We start from the raw sequence: 15,746 nt of genomic DNA on the forward strand, positions 1-15,746 counted from the left end.
GGGACCCCGGTGATCATCGACCTGCCCAGCACCTCGACGGTCGCGATCAGCAAGAAGCTGGTCGCGCTCCGCCAGGACACCGGCGCGATGGCGCTCGGTCGCGTGCTCACCCTCATCATCGTCGTCGACGAGCAGGAGGCCGACGAGGCGATCGAGGCGGCCAACGACGCGAGCCGGCAGCACCCGTGCCGCATCATCGCGGTCGTCATCGGCAACAAGCGCGGCGCGTCGCGCATCGACGCCCAGATCAGGGTCGGCGGTGACGCCGGCGCCAGCGAGGTCGTCGTGGCCCGCCTCTACGGCCCGCTCACCGAGCACGGGCGCAGCGTCGTCATCCCGTTGCTGCTGCCCGACTCCCCCGTCGTCGCGTGGTGGCCGAGCGAGGCACCCGTGAACGTCTCGAAGGACCCGATCGGCTCGATGGCCCAGCGCCGCATCACCGACTCGGCCGAGTCCAAGAACCCCCGCAAGTCGTTGCTCAACCGGGCCGACACCTACGCCGACGGTGACACCGACCTGGCGTGGACGCGCATCACCCTGTGGCGCGGCCTGCTGGCCGCCGCACTGGACCAGCGCCCGTTCGAGCCGGTCATCGAGGCCACCGTCACCGGTGGCAGCGACTCGCCTTCGACCGACCTGCTCGCGGCCTGGCTCGCAGAGACGTTGCGCTGCAAGGTGACTCGCGCCCGCAGCCGCGCCGGCACCGGCATGATCAGCGTGCGCCTCGAGCGCCGCAGCGGCGCCGTCGACCTCGTCCGTCCCGACGGCACCGTCGCCACCCTGACCCAGCCGGGGCAGCCCGTGCGCCGGATCACCCTGGCCCGCCGGGCTACCGCCGAGTGCCTGGCCGACGAGCTGCGCCGGCTCGACCCCGACGACATCTACGAGGCGGCGATCCGCAAGGGCCTGGCCCGGGTGGGGCGCTCGAGCCCTACGGCGAGCGAGGCGGTCCGCGAGGGCGATGCGCCCTCGCCCAAGGAGGCCGAGACCGAGGCGCGACGCATCGCCCGGGCGCAGCCCAAGGCGGGCAGCTCGGCCATGGTGGCGGCCTCCGACCCGGAGCAGTCCCCGGGGACGACGACCACGGTGAAGAAGGCTGCCGCCCGCAAGCTCGACGAGGCCAAGTCGGCACGTGCCGCGAAGTCGGAGACGCCGAAGGCCGCCAAGACGGCCCGGTCCTCGACGACGTCGAAGGCGAAGGCCGCCTCGTCGAAGGCTGCGCCGTCCAAGGCGTCGTCGAAGGCCGCCTCGTCCAAGGCGGCCTCGTCGAAGGCGGCGGCGTCCAGGGCGTCGTCGTCGAAGCCGAAGGCTCCTGCGACGGCGGGCAGTGGCACGACGGAGGGGTCCGGCTCGTGACCGCGGCGCCCGTGGTGCTGGTGCACGCCACCAAGCAGCTGCTCTCCGACGCGTCGGGGGCCAGGCTCGTCACGGCCCTGGTCGACGCCCAGGCTGCCCGCGGCCAGGCGCACCTGGTCCTGACCGGTGGGTCCATGGGCTCAGCCATCCTCGCCTCCGTCGCCGCCAGCCCGGCGCGCGACGCGGTCGACTGGTCGCAGGTGCACGTGTGGTGGGGCGACGAGCGCTTCCTACGCATGGGCGACCCCGAGCGCAACGAGACGCAGAACCGTGAGGCGCTGCTCGACGCCATACCGCTCGACCCGGCCAAGGTGCACTCGGTCCCGGGCCCCGACGGGCCGGACGGCGACGACGTCGCAGCTGCAGCGCGCCGCTACGCCGACGAGCTCGCGGCCGCGTCGGACGAGGGCGCCGCGTCGCCGGTGTTCGACGTCCTGCTGCTGGGCGTGGGGCCCGACGGGCACGTCGCCTCGCTCTTCCCGGGCCACCCCGACCAGCTCGTCTCGGGGGTGTCCGTCGCACCCGTGCACGACTCCCCCAAGCCGCCGCCGACCCGCATCACCCTGACCTTCGAGGCCCTCGCGCGCGCCGAGCGCACCTGGTTCCTCGTGGCGGGTGCTGACAAGGCGCACGCCGTCGCCCTCGGCGTGGCCGGCGCCCCGCCTGAGCAGTCCTCGTGCGCCCAGGTCAAGGGACGAGCGGAGACGCTGTGGCTGCTGGACGCCGACGCGGCGTCCGAGCTCGCCTGACCTCGCGTCGCGATCGGCTGTCCCAGGCGCCACGTCCCTGCGAGTTTGAGCGGTTGACCCGGTCCTGGCCGGGTCAACCGCTCAAAGACTGCGTCGCCCCGGGCGCCGCGACGTCAGTCACCTCGGAGGCCAGCTCACGCAGGTACGTCGCGAACCCGCCACTCACCCGCCCACGCCAGCGGCTCGCCGTCCTCACCCGTACGGCGTCGGTGGCCACCCACGCGCTGCCGGACGCCTTGACCGCCTCGGCCAGCAGGACGTCCTCGTGCAGCGGCACGGCGGCGAACCCGCCAGCCGCGAGGTAGCTGCTGGCCCGGACGCCCAGGTTCGCCCCGTGGACGTGCGGGTGCCCCTCCCCCAGGTGGTGCCGCTGGGACCAGGCCCGGAGCACCCGCGTCTCGAGGTCGTAGGGCACCACGGTGCCGAGGACGAGGTCCAGGCCCTCGTCCGCAAGCCCGACCTGGGCCAGCAGCCAGTCGGCGGGTACCTCGGTGTCTGCGTCGGTGCTGGCGAGCCAGGTCCGGCGGTCGTCACCTCCCGCGGGGAGGGCGGCTGCGACGCCGGCTGCCCGCGCGGCGCCGACGCAGCCGGCGGTGGACACGAGGCTGGTCACGTCGCCGTACCCGGCCACGACCTGCGCCGACCGGTCCGTGCACCGGTCGAGGACGACCACCACCTCGACGCCGAGCTCGGGTCGCCGCCGCGCGAGGGCATGCCTCGCCACGCGTATCGAGTCCAGGCAGGCAGGCAGCAACCGTTCCTCGTCACGGGCGGGCACCACCACGACGACGCGCTCGACCGACGTCACGCCAGCCCCTCCGCGGCCGCAGGCGACGCGAAGCCGGGTCGGGCCAGCACGTCGACCCTGAAGTCCTGCTCCACATGGCTCACGACCGTCTCCATACCCACGATCCCCGAAGCCACTCGGTGCACGGTGTCCCCGTCCAGGGGCCAGCCCTGCACCGGGTGGCGCCAGTGGCACAGGACCAGGACCCCGTGCGGGGCAAGGCACCCCACGGCGCGGCGCAGGGCCTCGTCGAGCTCGTCGGCGTGCCAGAAGTAGCCGATCTCCGACAGCACGACGACGTCGAACTCGCCCTCCGGCCACTGCTGCGGGGCACGCAGCCGCAGCACCTGCACTCCGGGCACGTCGGCGAACCGTCGACGGGCTCGCGCCACCGCCTCGGCACTGAGGTCGGTCGCCACGACCGAGGTCGCCCGGGACGCCAGCTCGGCGGTGAGGACGCCGGTCGAGCAGCCCACCTCGAGCACCCGGCCCAGCCGCGCGGTGGGCAGGCACGACATCGTCACAGCCCGCTTGCGCTGCTCGTACCAGGAGCTCTCGAACCCCCACGGGTCGTCGCCGTCGTCGAACATCGCGTCGAAGTCGTGGTCACTCCCCCGCGCCACCTCGCTGCCGTCTGACACCTCGTCATGGCCACGCGACTCGTCACCGCCCGCCGGCACGGCTGACAGGAACACCTCGAAGGGGCGGGCGAAGCGGGCCAGGAACTCGGGCGTGAGCAGGGCCTCGTCACCCGGCGACGGCGACAGGGCCGCGGTCTGTGACGTGTGGCAGGCCAGCGCCTCAGCCTTGAGCCGCTGCAGCTCGGGGTCGAGGTCGAGGCACGTCACGTCCAGGCTGTCGAGGGCCGCGGTGGCACCCCAGTGCCACAGCCACACGGGGTACTCCAGCAGGCGGACGCCGGCCCCGGACGCGACGCGAGCCGCGACCCGCCCGGTTGCCTCGTGGTCTGCGTGCCCGTCGCGGCGCCACGGCGCGGCGACCAGGGTGCTCGGGCCGACCAAGGGCGCCAGCGCCTGCTCCAGCTCGTCCTCGTGGTCGGCGAGCTGGCTGTCCGGCAGGGCGAGCAGCACCAGGTCGGCGCGGGGGTGTGCCCGCGCCACAGCTTGCCGGACCTCCTCCACGCGCAGGACGGCGAGTTGGTCCGGGCGGTGGGTCGTGGAGTCGGGGTGCGACGCCTCCCCCGACGTCGCGACGACGACGGTGGCGGGCAGCCCCGCCCGTCCCGCGGCGGCGAGCAGGCCCGCAGCGGCCAGCGTCTCGTCGTCCGGGTGGGCCGCGACCACGACGACTCCCGTCGAGGCGCCGAGCAGCTGCCGGTCGCCGACGCGGGTGCGGGTCCACAGGGCGCGGAGCCACTGCGCCTCCGGGGTACCCGCGGCGTGCGGGTCGAAGCCGGGTGCCTCGCCGTCCGGACGGCTGGCGGCGTCGCTCACGGTCGGTCGCTCACGGTCGGTCGCTCACGGTCGGTCGCTCACGGTCGGTCACTGCCGGCTGCCAGCACCTGCGCGCCGAGCGCCGCCTCGTCACGCTCGGCGTGGTGCTGGCGCAGGTAGACCTGCAGGTCGGCGGTGCGGGCGGCGTGCGCGGCGTCGGAGGTCAGTGGACCCGGCCCGAGGGCGTGGCCCACGCGCGTGGCGACGTCCTCGGCCACCGAGGCGACCACGCCGCGTACGCGGGCCGCGAGCAGGGCACCGGCGGCACCGTCGGCATTGCCGGCGTCCACCGCGGCAGCCGCCTCGGCCAGCACCGCGCGGGCGGCGTGCAGGCCGGTGTCGACCGCCCCGACGTGCATGAGCGCGACCTGGTCGGGCGCCCGGCGACCGGCTGTCGCAGCGAGGGTGCGGGCCATCCCGACCGCCCCGCCGTACCAGCAGGCCGCGACCCCCATGCCGCCCCACGCGAAGCCCGGGCGCTCGAGGTACCACTCGTCCCCACCCACCGGCTGGGCCGGCACGGCGTCGTAGTGGGTGGCCACGCTGGTGAGCTCGGGCAGGCCGCGGGAGACCCAGCCGGTCGGGTCGTCGTGGGTGACCCCGGGGTGACGCAGGTCGACGGCGAACGCGCGGCGGGCCGTCGGCGAGGTGTGGGCGGTCACGACGGCATGGGTCAGGTGCTGGGCCAGCGAGCACCAGGGCTTGGTGCCGGTGAGCGTCCAGGCGCCGGTGTCGTCGGCCACCGCCTCCAGCCGGACCCCGGGCGCGTGCGCGGCGTAGACGCCCCAGGACTGCCCGGGACCAGCGCAGTCCCCCGCACCCGCCTGGTCGAGGATGGCGAGGGCGTCGAGGTGCGGCTCGACCGCCCGGGCGACGGTGAGGTCGACAGCAGCGAGCGAGACCAGCAGCGACCACAGCTCGGCTGTGCGCCCGTGCCCGGGAAGCGGAACGTCGCCGAGGTCGTCGAGCAGGGCCAGTCCGGCGCCTGGGTCACCGGCTGCGTCCACCGCTCGCCGGAGAAGCTCGTCGACGCCCATGGAGGCCGCGCCTCCGGAGCCGGCGCCGGGCACGACACCCGAGGCACCCGGAGCGAGCTCCACCCAGACCGGGTCCGCCCCGGCAAGTCTCGCAGCCATCGGGTGCGGGGTGGGTGCTACTGGATCAGCTTGCGGTCGCGCAGGGTCGCCAGGGCCTCGTCGAGGATCGCCTTGCCATCGGCGTCGGAGCGGCGCTCCTTCACGTAGGCCAGGTGCGTCTTGTAGGGCTCGACCTTCGGCGGGGCGGGCGGGTTGGCCTCGTCCTGGCCGGCGGGGAACCCGCAGCGCGGGCAGTCCCAGGTCTCGGGGACCGCGAGGCCCGGCTCCTCGGCGAAGCTGGGACGGGTCTGGTGGCCGTTGGCGCACCAGTAGGACACGAAGACGCGAGGAGCGGCGTCGCCGCGCTCGGCCTCGCCCATCGGGCCGGCGCCGACTCGGCTGCCGCGGATTGCGTTGCCACCTGCCATGTTGGAAGTACTTCCTCTCGGGTCAGGCGGAGAAGCGGTCGATGAGACCGATGCCGACGATGCACGCGAACCACACGATGCCCACCGCGACGGTGAAGCGGTCGAGGTTGCGCTCGGCCACGGACGACGAGCCCAGCGAGGTGGACATGCCACCGCCGAACATGTCGGACATGCCGCCACCCTTGCCCTTGTGGAGCAGGATGAGCAGCGTCAGGAACAGACCACCGATGACCAGCAGCACCTGCAGGCCAATGCGTACGGCTTCCACGGTTCACCCATCTTCGTCGACAACAGTCCGCCACCGAAACGGCAGCAGCGGTCAGGATACCTGTTCGCCGCGCCGGCCAGAACCGGCCGCGCCGGGCTCAGGCCGTCTTGTGGTGGTCGCGGTAGCGACAGATGGAGGAGAACTCCTCCGGCACGATCGAGGCACCGCCGACGAGGGCGCCGTCGACGTCCTCCTGCTCCATGATCGCGGCGACGTTGGCCGCCTTGACCGAACCGCCGTACAGCACCCGCACGCTGTCGGCGAGGCTGCCGCTGTAGAGCTCGGCCAGCTTGGTCCGGATGGCCGCACACACCTCCTGGGCGTCCTCGGGGGTGGCGACCTCACCGGTGCCGATCGCCCACACGGGCTCGTACGCGACGACCAAGGTCGCGGCCTGCTCGGCGGTGACGCCCGCGAGCCCGGCCTCGACCTGGGCCAGGACGTGCTGCACGTGCTCGCCTGCCTGTCGGACCTCGAGCCCTTCGCCCACGCAGAAGATCGGGACGAGCCCGTGCTTGAACGCAGCCTTGACCTTGGCGTTGACGACCTGGTCGGTCTCGGCGTGGTACTCGCGCCGCTCGCTGTGGCCGACCACGACGTAGCTGCACCCCAGCTTGGCCAGGAACGCGCCGGAGACCTCACCGGTGTAGGCACCGGCGTCGTGGACCGACAGGTCCTGGGCGCCGTGCCGCAGCTGCAGGCGGTCACCGTCGATGAGCGTCTGCACCGAGCGCAGGTCCGTGAACGGCGGGAGCACGACCACCTCGACGGCGGCGAAGTCGTGGCGGCCGTCGCGCAGGGTCCAGTCGAGCTTCTGCACGAGGTGGGTCGCCTGCAGGTGGTCGAGGTTCATCTTCCAGTTGCCCGCCATCAGGGGCGTGCGGCCGGAGGTCTTGGCTGCCATGGGGTGGTCCTAGGGGTGTGACGGTGGGCCGGGCGCTGGGCCCGGCCCACCGGGGACGTCGTGGGGCGGGTGGTGCGGTGGTCAGGCGCGGGTCTCGTCGAGCACCGTGAGACCCGGGAGCTGCTTGCCCTCGAGGTACTCCAGGCTCGCGCCACCGCCGGTGGAGATGTGGCCGAACTGCTCGTCGGCGAACCCCAGCTGCCGCACGGCCGCAGCGGAGTCGCCTCCGCCGACGACCGTCAGGGCGCCCTGGGCGGTCACCTCGACGAGGGCCTTGGCCACGGCAGCCGTGCCGGCGGCGTACGGCTCCATCTCGAACGCCCCCATGGGGCCGTTCCAGAAGACGGTGCGGCAGTCGGCGAGCTTCTCGGCGAACAGCACCCCGGACTCCGGGCCGATGTCCAGGCCCATCCGGTCGGCCGGTATGGCGCCGGCCGGCACCACGTCGTGCTCGGCGTCGGCCGAGAACTCGGTCGCGGCGACGATGTCGACGGGGAGCACGATCTCGACACCTCGCTCCTTGGCCTGGTCGAGGTAGCCCTTGACCGTCTCGACCTGGTCGGCCTCGAGCAGGCTCTTGCCGACCTCGTAGCCCTGGGCCGCGAAGAACGTGAACACCATGCCGCCGCCGATGAGCAGGCGGTCGGCGGTCTGCAGGAGGTTGTCGATGACCCCGAGCTTGTCGGACACCTTCGCGCCACCGAGCACCACGGCATACGGGCGCTCGGGGTCCTGGGTCAGGCGCTGGAGCACGCCCACCTCGGTCTCGACCAGGCCACCGACAGCGGACGGCAGCAGGCGGGCCACGTCGTAGACGCTGGCCTGCTTGCGGTGCACCACCCCGAACCCGTCGGACACGAAGACGTCGGCGAGACCGGCCAGCTGACCGGCGAACTCCGCGCGCTCCTCGTCGGTCTTGGCCGTCTCCCCCGCGTTGAACCGCAGGTTCTCCAGCAGCACGACGTCGCCGTCCTGCGCGGCGTCGACGGCCGCACGGGCGCTGTCACCCACGGTGTCGGTGGCGAAGGTGACGTCGCGGCCGAGGACCTGCCCGAGGCGCTCGGCGACCGGGGCCAGGGAGTACCTGTCCTCGGGCGCGCCCTTGGGGCGCCCGAGGTGGGCGCACACGATGACGCGTGCGCCCGCCTCGGACAGGGCCTTGATGGTCGGCGCGGACGCCTTGATCCGGCCGTCGTCGGTGATGGTGCGCCCGTCGAGGGGCACGTTGAGGTCTGACCGGACGAGGACGCGCTTGCCGCGCAGGTCGCCCAGCTCGGAGATCGACTGCATGGGTCGGCTCAGTCCGCTCGGTGGGCGGCGCTCAGAGCGACGAGCCGACGAGGGTCACGAGGTCGGCGAGGCGGTTGGAGTAGCCCCACTCGTTGTCGTACCAGCCGACGACCTTGACCTGGTTGCCGATGACCTTGGTGAGGCCGGCGTCGAAGATGCAGGACGCCGGGTCGGTCTCGATGTCCTTGGAGACGATCGGGTCCTCGGTGTAGACGAGGATGCCCTTGAGCGGGCCCTCGGCGGCGGCCTTGACCGCGGCGTTGACCTCCTCGACCGTGGTCTCGCGGGACGCCTCGAAGGTGAGGTCGGTCGCCGAGCCGGTGGGCACGGGCACACGCAGCGCGTAGCCGTCGAGCTTGCCCTTGAGCTCGGGCAGCACGAGGGCGACGGCCTTCGCCGCACCGGTCGTGGTCGGCACGATGTTGAGGGCCGCGGCGCGAGCGCGGCGCAGGTCCTTGTGCGGGCCGTCGTGCAGGTTCTGGTCGCCGGTGTAGGCGTGGATCGTGGTCATGAGGCCCTTGACGATGCCGAACTCGTCGTTGAGGACCTTGGCCATCGGCGCCAGGCAGTTCGTGGTGCAGGACGCGTTGGAGATGATCGTGTGCTTGTCGGCGTCGTAGGCGCTGTCGTTGACGCCCATGACGACGGTGACGTCCTCGTTCTTGGCCGGGGCCGAGATGATGACCTTCTTGGCACCGTTGTCGACGTGCACCTTGGCCTTGGTGGCGTCGGTGAAGAAGCCGGTCGACTCGATGACGACGTCAGCGCCCAGCTCGCCCCACTTGAGGTTGGCGGGGTCGCGCTCGGCGAAGACCTTGAACGTCTTGCCGCCGGCGGTGATGTCGGTGTCGGTCGAGGTGACGTCACCGTCGAAGCGACCGAGGATCGAGTCGTACTTGAGCAGGTGCGCCAGCGTGGCGTTGTCGGTGAGGTCGTTGACGGCGACGATCTCGATGTCGGCGCCGGAGGCGACCACAGCGCGGTAGAAGTTGCGGCCGATGCGGCCGAAGCCGTTGATGCCTACGCGAACAGTCACGATGCCTGGTCCTTCTCAGATGGGGACGGTATGCCGCGTGGCGCGGCACGAGTGTTCGCTCCGACCCTATTGGATCGGGCGGCCACGTCGACAGCGTGGTCCGGTGTACGGGCCGGTAACCGGCGGCCGCAAACCTGCCGGCAGGCCACGGCGACGAGCCGGCGACCAGCCAGGTGCAGATGGCGATGTGCAGAAGGCGAGGTGCAGCCGGCTAGGAGTCGCCGCCGTAGAGGTCGCGCGTGTAGACCTTCGCCTCGACGTCGCGCAGCTCGGCCACCATGCGGTTGGCGACGATGACGTCGGACTCGGCCTTGAACGCCGCGAGGTCGCGCACCACCCGGGAGCCGAAGAAGTGGTCGCCGGTCAGGCCCGGCTCGTAGACGACCACCTCGACGCCCTTGGCCTTGATGCGCTTCATGATCCCCTGCACGCTGCTGGACCGGTAGTTGTCCGACTCGGACTTCATGATCAACCGGTGGATGCCGACCACCGTGGGCCGGCGGCGCAGGATGTCGTTCGCGACGAAGTCCTTGCGCGTGGTGTTGGCGTTGACGATGCCCTCGATGAGGCTCTGGGGCACGTTCTGGTAGTTCGCCAGCAGCTGCTTGGTGTCCTTGGGGAGGCAGTAGCCGCCGTAGCCGAAGGACGGGTTGTTGTAGTGGTGCCCGATCCGCGGGTCGAGGCCGACGCCGTCGATGATCTGGCGCGAGTCCAGGCCGTGGGTGGCGGCGAAGGTGTCGAGCTCGTTGAAGAACGCCACCCGCATCGCGAGGAAGGTGTTCGCGAACAGCTTGATGGCCTCGGCCTCGGTGCTGTCGGTCAGCAGGACGGCGACGTCGTCCTCCTGCGCCGCCTCGAGCAGCAGGTCGGCGAACCGCTGGGCCCGGTCGCTGCGTTCCCCCACCACGATCCGTGACGGGTGGAGCAGGTCCCACAGCGCCTTGCCCTCGCGCAGGAACTCCGGGCTGAACACGACCGAGTCGAGGCCGAGCCGCGCCGACACCTCCTTCGTGAAGCCCACCGGCACGGTCGACTTCACCACCAGGGTCGCGGCGGGGTTGCGGCTCGAGGCGTCCTTGAGGACGGACTCGACGCTGGAGGTGTTGAAGTAGTTGGTGTCGGGGTCGTAGTCGGTGGGGGTGGCGACCACGACTAACTCCGCCCCCGCGTAGGCCTCGTCGGGGTCGGTGGTGAACGACAGGTCGAGGCCCCCGCCCGCCAGGAAGCGCTGGATGTCGGCATCGTGGATGGGGCTGGTGCCGCCCTTGAGGGTCTGGACGCGCGCCTCGTCGATGTCGAGGGCCACGACGGGGTGCCGCTGCGCGAGCAGCACGGCGATCGAGAGCCCGACGTACCCGGTGCCGACGACCGTGACCCTGGTGCGGGCGGGGCCCTGGTCGGGGCCGGCGCCCCGGTTGGGAGCGGTGCCCTCGTCGGGGACCGCGCCCTGGTCAGGGGCGGCGCTCACGCGTCGAGCATGTCGGGCGTGAGGTTGGCCTCGGTACCGGGGATGCCGAGGTCCTGGGCCCGCTTGTCGGCCATCGCGAGCAGGCGGCGGATCCGTCCGGCCACGGCGTCCTTGGTCATCGGCGGCTGCGCCAGCTGGCCCAGCTCCTCGAGCGAGGCCTGCTTGTGCTGCAGCCGCAGCTCGCCCGCCTCACGCAGGTGGTCCGGGATCTCCTCACCGAGGATCTCCATGGCGCGGTGCACGCGGGCGCCGGCGGCCACGGCCGCACGGGCGGAGCGGCGCAGGTTGGCGTCGTCGAAGTTGGCCAGGCGGTTGGCGGTGGCGCGCACCTCCCGGCGCATCCGGCGCTCCTCCCAGGCGAGGACTGCCTCGTGGGCGCCGAGCCGGGTGAGCATGGCGCCGATGGCGTCGCCGTCGCGGATGACCACGCGGTCGACGCCGCGGACCTCGCGGGCCTTGGCCTGGATGCCGAGGCGGCGCGCTGCACCGACGAGCGCCAGTGCTGCTTCCGGGCCCGGGCAGGTCACCTCGAGCGCGGACGACCGGCCGGGCTCGGTGAGCGAGCCGTGGGCGATGAACGCCCCGCGCCAGGCAGCCTCGGCATCGCACGCCGAGGCGCTGACGACCTTGGGCGGCAGGCCGCGGACCGGACGGCCACGGGAGTCGATGAGGCCGGTCTGGCGGGCGAGCGCCTCGCCGTCCTGCACGACGCGGACGACGTAGCGGCTGCCCTTGCGCAGGCCACCGGCCGCCAGGACGAGCACCTCGCACGGGTGGCCGTAGAGGTCGCCGATGTTCTTGCGCAGGCGGCGGGCGGCGTTGGCCGTGTCGAGCTCGGCCTCCACGACGATCCGGCCGCCCACGATGTGCAGGCCACCGGCGAAGCGCAGCGTGGCGGCCACCTCGGACTTGCGGCAGCAGGGTTTGGTGACGTCGAGCCTGCTCAGCTCGTCCTTGACCCGCGCCGTCATCGCCATGCCGTCATCCTGCCATCTCGCCGTACCGAGCCGGTGCAGTACCGACCGCTGCCTTCGTCCTGCCGGGCCCGTGCGTCACCGCACCGACAGGGCCTCACCCGAAGAGGTCACGGTACGCCGCCGCGAGCCGCAGCGAGTCATGGTGCCCCGGTGCGCCGCGCTGTGCCACGGGCGCGATGACCACCTCCGCGCCGAGGCGCCCGGCCGCGGCCCGGAGCTCGTCGACGTCGTCCACAGCGACCGGGTCGGCCAGGACCACGTCGAGGCGCAGCCGGGGCGCGTGGTCGGCCAACGCCTCCACCTGCCGGGCACAGCTGAACCCGGCGGTCTCGCCGGAGTGCTCGAGGTTGAGGGTCAGCAGGCGCCGGGCGGAGGTGTCGTGCAGGGCGTCGCGCAGGCCGGGGACCAGCAGGTGCGGCATCACTGAGGTGAACCACGACCCGGGGCCCAGGATCACCCAGTCGGCCTCGCGGACCGCCTCGATCGTCGCGGGGGCCGAGGGCGGGTCGTGGGGCTCGAGGGCGATGCTGCGCACCCGTCCGGTGGTGGACGCGACCGCGACCTGGCCACGGACCGTCTGCACCGCCGAGGCGTCGGACGGGTCGAGACCCTCGATCTGGGCGGTGATCTCCAGCGGCACGGCCGCCATGGGCAGGACGCGCCCCCGGGCGTTGAGCAGGCGTCCGACCAGGTCGAGGCCGGCGACGGGGTCGCGGTCGAGGTCCCACAGGGCGGTGATGAGCAGGTTGCCGAGCGCGTGGCCGCCGAGCGGGCCGTCCCCGTGGAACCGGTGCTGCAGGACGTCGCGCCAGGTGTGGCCCCACTCGGTGTCGTCGCACAGCGCGGCCAGGGCCATCCGCAGGTCGCCCGGCGGCAGCACGTTGAACTCGTCGCGCAGCCGTCCCGACGAACCCCCGTTGTCGGCCACCGTGACCACGGCGGTGATGTCGTCGCAGACGAGCTTGAGCGCCTCCAGCGAGGCGGCCAGGCCGTGCCCACCCCCCAGGGCGACGACCGCGGGACCGCTCACTCCTGCCCCAGGTCGCGGTGGACGACGAACGTCGCGACGTCGTCGGTGGACAGCCGCGAGCGCAGGGCCTCGGCGACCGCCACCGACCGGTGCTTCCCGCCGGTGCAGCCGACGGCCAGGGTGGCGTAGCGGCGGCCCTCGCGGACGTAGCCGGCGACGACGGGCTCCATCAGGGCGGCGACCCGCTCCACGAACTCGGGCGCCCCCTCCTGGCCCAGGACGAACTCGGACACCTGCGGGTCCTTGCCGGTGAAGCTGCGCAGCTCGGGGATCCAGAACGGGTTGGGCAGGAAGCGCATGTCGAACACGAAGTCGGCGTCGAGCGGCACGCCGTACTTGAACCCGAAGGACATGACCGCGATCCGCACCTTGGGCCCGGCCCCCTCGCCGGCGAAGACAGGGTGGACCTTCTTGGCGAGCTGGTGGACGTTGAGGCCGGAGGTGTCGATCACGACGTCGGCCACCGACCGCAGGTCGGCCAGCATCTCGCGCTCGCGCACGATGCCGTCGAGCAGGCGACCCTCGCCCTGGAGCGGGTGCGGGCGGCGGACCGACTCGAACCGCCGGACCAGCGCCTCGTCGGTGGCGTCGAGGAAGACCAGGTTGGGGTGCCAGTTGCGCTCGCGCAGCTCGCCGAGGGCGGTCTGCAGGTGGGCGAAGAACCCGCGGGCCCGCACGTCGACCACGGCCGCGATCCGCGGCAGGCGCGCCGAGCTGCCCTCACCGTGCGCGAGGTCGGCCAGCGACACCAGCAGGTGGGGCGGCAGGTTGTCCACGACGTACCAGCCGGAGTCCTCCAGGACGTTCGCCGTGGTCGACCGGCCGGCGCCGCTCATCCCGGTGACGATGACCAGCTCGGGGCGCTGCCCGTGCTGCCCCTCGTCGTGCCCCTCCTGCTGCTCGGATCCCGCGGTGTCGCCTGGGGTGCCCCCTTCGGTGCTCACTGCCCTGCCCCGTCCTCGTCGATGATCTCGCCGGTCATGAGGTTGACGGCCGGTGTGGCCGGGCCCTCGCTGGACAACTCTGCCGCAATCGTGGCCGCCAGCGCAGGGCCGATGCCCGAAACCGCCACGAGGTCATCGACCGAGGCGGCCCGGACCTTCTTCACCGAGCCGAAGTGGCGCAGCAGCGCCTTGCGCCTGGTCTCCCCCAGGCCGGGTATGCCGTCGAGGGCGCTGGCGGTCATCGCCTTGGACCGGCGCTGGCGGTGGAACGTGATGGCGAAGCGGTGCGCCTCGTCGCGGACCCGCTGGAGCAGGTAGAGCCCCTCGCTCGTGCGCGGGAGGATGACGGGGTAGTCCTGCCCCGGCACCCAGACCTCCTCCAACCGCTTGGCGAGGCCGACGACCGCGATGTCGTCGATGCCGAGCGCGGACAGTGCCGCCCGCGCCGCGTTGACCTGCGGCAGGCCGCCGTCGACGACGACGAGGTTGGGCGGGTAGGCGAACTTCCTCGGCTTGCCGGTGTCGGGGTCGATGCGTTCCGGGCCGGCCTCGGGGTCGGGGCCCAGCTCGACGTCGGAGGACTGGTCGCGCTCCTCGAGGTAGCGGCTGAACCGCCGCGTCAGCACCTCGTCCATGGCCGCCGTGTCGTCGACGTCCTCGCCGCGGATGACGAACCGGCGGTACTCGGACTTGCGGGGCAGTCCGTCCTCGAAGACGACCATCGACCCCACGACCTGGGACCCCTGGATGTGGCTGATGTCGTAGCACTCGACGCGCAGGGGGGCGTCGACGAGGTCGAGGGTGGACTGCAGCTCCTGCAGCGCCTGGCTGCGTGCGGTGAGGTCGCCCGCCCTGGCCAGCTTGTGACGGGCCAGGGACTGCTTGGCGTTGCGGTGCACGGTCTCCAGCAGGGTGCGCTTGTCACCGCGCTGGGGCACGCGCAGGTCGACGTTGGAGCCGCGCAGCGACCCGAGCCAGGTCGACACCGCGTCAGGGTCGTCCGGGAGCACGGGCACGAGGACCTCACGGGGTACGCCCTCGCCGGACTCGCCGCCGTACACCTGCTGCAGGAGGTGGCCGACGATCTCGGGGACGGACTCGGCGTCCATCTCGGCGACCCAGCCCCGCTGGCCGCGCACGCGGCCGCCGCGGACGTGGAAGACCTGGACGGCGACCTCGAGGCCGTCCTCCTCGAGGGCGAACACGTCGGCGTCGGTGCCGTCGCCGAGGACCACGGCCGACTTCTCCAGGGCCTTGCCCAGGGCGACGAGGTCGTCGCGGAGCCGGGCAGCCTGCTCGAACTCCAGCTCCTGGGAGGCCGCGGCCATCTCGCGCTCGAGCCGCTTGACGAAGCGGGTGGTGTTGCCGGCCATGAAGTCGCAGAAGTCGGCGGCGATGTCGCGGTGCTCCTCCGGGCTCACCCTGCCGACGCACGGCGCGGAGCACTTGTCGATGTAGCCGAGCAGGCACGGGCGCCCGACCTGCCCCGCGCGCTTGAAGACGCCGGAGGAGCAGGTGCGGACGGGGAAGACCCGCAGGAGCAGGTCGAGGGTCTCGCGGATGGCCCAGGCGTGGGCGTAGGGGCCGAAGTATCGGGTGCCCTTGCGCTTGGCGCCGCGCATGACCTGTGCGCGGGGGAACTCCTCCCCCATCGTCACGGCGAGGTAGGGGTAGGACTTGTCGTCGCGGTACTTGACGTTGAAGCGCGGGTCGAACTCCTTGATCCAGGAGTACTCGAGCTGCAGCGCCTCCACCTCGGTGGACACCACCGTCCACTCGACGCTCGCCGCGGTCGTGACCATGGTGGCCGTCCGCGGGTGCAGGGCCGACAGGTCCTGGAAGTAGGACGACAGGCGGGGGCGCAGCGACTTGGCCTTGCCGACGTAGATGACGCGGCGGGCCGAGTCGCGGAACCGGTAGACGCCGGGGTCGACCGGGATCTCCCCCGGGGCGGGGCGGTAGGTCGACGGGTCAGCCAC

15 protein-coding genes are annotated in these 15,746 nt (G+C 72.6%); 2 read left to right on the forward strand and 13 right to left on the reverse strand.

Features of this window, described 5'->3' with window-relative positions:
• Nucleotides 1-9: 9 nt before the first annotated feature.
• Together opcA and pgl are read left to right on the forward strand one after the other, a co-directional pair.
• On the forward strand, nt 10-1,356 hold the full coding sequence (gene opcA, locus AB4Z02_RS08260; protein WP_441970330.1) for a glucose-6-phosphate dehydrogenase assembly protein OpcA: 1,347 nt from the start codon (nt 10-12) through the stop codon (nt 1,354-1,356).
• Complete coding sequence (gene pgl, locus AB4Z02_RS08265) at nt 1,353-2,105, forward strand: 6-phosphogluconolactonase (protein WP_441970331.1); 753 nt, start codon at nt 1,353-1,355, stop codon at nt 2,103-2,105. The genes opcA and pgl overlap by 4 nt, the downstream gene beginning before the upstream one ends.
• A 73-nt stretch (nt 2,106-2,178) precedes the next feature.
• On the opposite strand, the gene AB4Z02_RS08270 is transcribed toward pgl, so the two are convergent.
• From AB4Z02_RS08270 to uvrC, 13 genes are all read right to left on the reverse strand, one after another.
• Nucleotides 2,179-2,913, reverse strand: coding sequence for a glycosyltransferase (locus AB4Z02_RS08270; RefSeq protein ID WP_441970332.1), 735 nt, complete (start codon nt 2,911-2,913; stop codon nt 2,179-2,181).
• Entirely contained in the window at nt 2,910-4,346 is a 1,437-nt protein-coding gene (locus AB4Z02_RS08275) for a PIG-L family deacetylase (RefSeq protein ID WP_441970333.1), read from the reverse strand. Before AB4Z02_RS08275 ends, AB4Z02_RS08270 begins: the two co-directional genes overlap by 4 nt.
• A 38-nt stretch (nt 4,347-4,384) precedes the next feature.
• Nucleotides 4,385-5,482 (reverse strand): acyl-CoA dehydrogenase, encoded by a 1,098-nt coding sequence (locus tag AB4Z02_RS08280; protein ID WP_441970334.1) that lies wholly within the window; start codon nt 5,480-5,482, stop codon nt 4,385-4,387.
• Nucleotides 5,483-5,499: 17 nt separating this feature from the next.
• Complete coding sequence (locus tag AB4Z02_RS08285; protein WP_056885235.1) at nt 5,500-5,850, reverse strand: RNA polymerase-binding protein RbpA; 351 nt, start codon at nt 5,848-5,850, stop codon at nt 5,500-5,502.
• 22 nt (nt 5,851-5,872) lie between these two features.
• On the reverse strand, nt 5,873-6,118 hold the full coding sequence (secG, locus tag AB4Z02_RS08290) for a preprotein translocase subunit SecG (protein ID WP_056885236.1): 246 nt from the start codon (nt 6,116-6,118) through the stop codon (nt 5,873-5,875).
• A gap of 97 nt (nt 6,119-6,215) precedes the next feature.
• Nucleotides 6,216-7,022: a triose-phosphate isomerase gene (gene tpiA / locus AB4Z02_RS08295; RefSeq protein ID WP_441970335.1), complete on the reverse strand. Its 807-nt coding sequence runs from the start codon at nt 7,020-7,022 to the stop codon at nt 6,216-6,218.
• Nucleotides 7,023-7,103: 81 nt separating this feature from the next.
• Complete coding sequence (locus tag AB4Z02_RS08300; RefSeq protein ID WP_441970336.1) at nt 7,104-8,312, reverse strand: phosphoglycerate kinase; 1,209 nt, start codon at nt 8,310-8,312, stop codon at nt 7,104-7,106.
• 31 nt (nt 8,313-8,343) lie between these two features.
• A complete protein-coding gene (gap, locus tag AB4Z02_RS08305) occupies nt 8,344-9,348 on the reverse strand; it encodes a type I glyceraldehyde-3-phosphate dehydrogenase (protein ID WP_056885239.1) in 1,005 nt (334 codons plus the stop codon).
• A 211-nt stretch (nt 9,349-9,559) separates the two neighbouring features.
• Entirely contained in the window at nt 9,560-10,816 is a 1,257-nt protein-coding gene (locus AB4Z02_RS08310; protein ID WP_441970337.1) for a nucleotide sugar dehydrogenase, read from the reverse strand.
• Nucleotides 10,813-11,793 (reverse strand): DNA-binding protein WhiA, encoded by a 981-nt coding sequence (gene whiA, locus AB4Z02_RS08315; RefSeq protein ID WP_056885240.1) that lies wholly within the window; start codon nt 11,791-11,793, stop codon nt 10,813-10,815. The genes AB4Z02_RS08310 and whiA overlap by 4 nt, the downstream gene beginning before the upstream one ends.
• Before the next feature lie 94 nt (nt 11,794-11,887).
• On the reverse strand, nt 11,888-12,823 hold the full coding sequence (locus tag AB4Z02_RS08320; RefSeq protein ID WP_441970338.1) for a gluconeogenesis factor YvcK family protein: 936 nt from the start codon (nt 12,821-12,823) through the stop codon (nt 11,888-11,890).
• Nucleotides 12,820-13,677 carry an RNase adapter RapZ gene (gene rapZ, locus AB4Z02_RS08325; protein WP_056885362.1) on the reverse strand — a complete coding sequence of 286 codons (858 nt, stop codon included), beginning with the start codon at nt 13,675-13,677 and terminating at the stop codon, nt 12,820-12,822. Before rapZ ends, AB4Z02_RS08320 begins: the two co-directional genes overlap by 4 nt.
• An 86-nt stretch (nt 13,678-13,763) precedes the next feature.
• On the reverse strand, nt 13,764-15,746 hold the full coding sequence (gene uvrC / locus AB4Z02_RS08330) for an excinuclease ABC subunit UvrC (RefSeq protein WP_441970339.1): 1,983 nt from the start codon (nt 15,744-15,746) through the stop codon (nt 13,764-13,766).

This window comes from Pedococcus sp. 2YAF34 (assembly GCF_052114585.1).
In the GTDB taxonomy this organism is placed as follows: Bacteria; Actinomycetota; Actinomycetes; order Actinomycetales; family Dermatophilaceae; genus Pedococcus.

Excerpts from the sequence above, each read along its gene's own strand:
- AB4Z02_RS08280 (WP_441970334.1), bottom strand. The coding sequence starts at position 5,482 with ATGGCTGCGAGACTTGCCGGGGCGGACCCGGTCTGGGTGGAGCTCGCT.
- AB4Z02_RS08285 (WP_056885235.1), bottom strand. The coding sequence starts at position 5,850 with ATGGCAGGTGGCAACGCAATCCGCGGCAGCCGAGTCGGCGCCGGCCCG.
- tpiA (WP_441970335.1), bottom strand. The coding sequence starts at position 7,022 with ATGGCAGCCAAGACCTCCGGCCGCACGCCCCTGATGGCGGGCAACTGG.
- AB4Z02_RS08300 (WP_441970336.1), bottom strand. The coding sequence starts at position 8,312 with ATGCAGTCGATCTCCGAGCTGGGCGACCTGCGCGGCAAGCGCGTCCTC.
- whiA (WP_056885240.1), bottom strand. The coding sequence starts at position 11,793 with ATGGCGATGACGGCGCGGGTCAAGGACGAGCTGAGCAGGCTCGACGTC.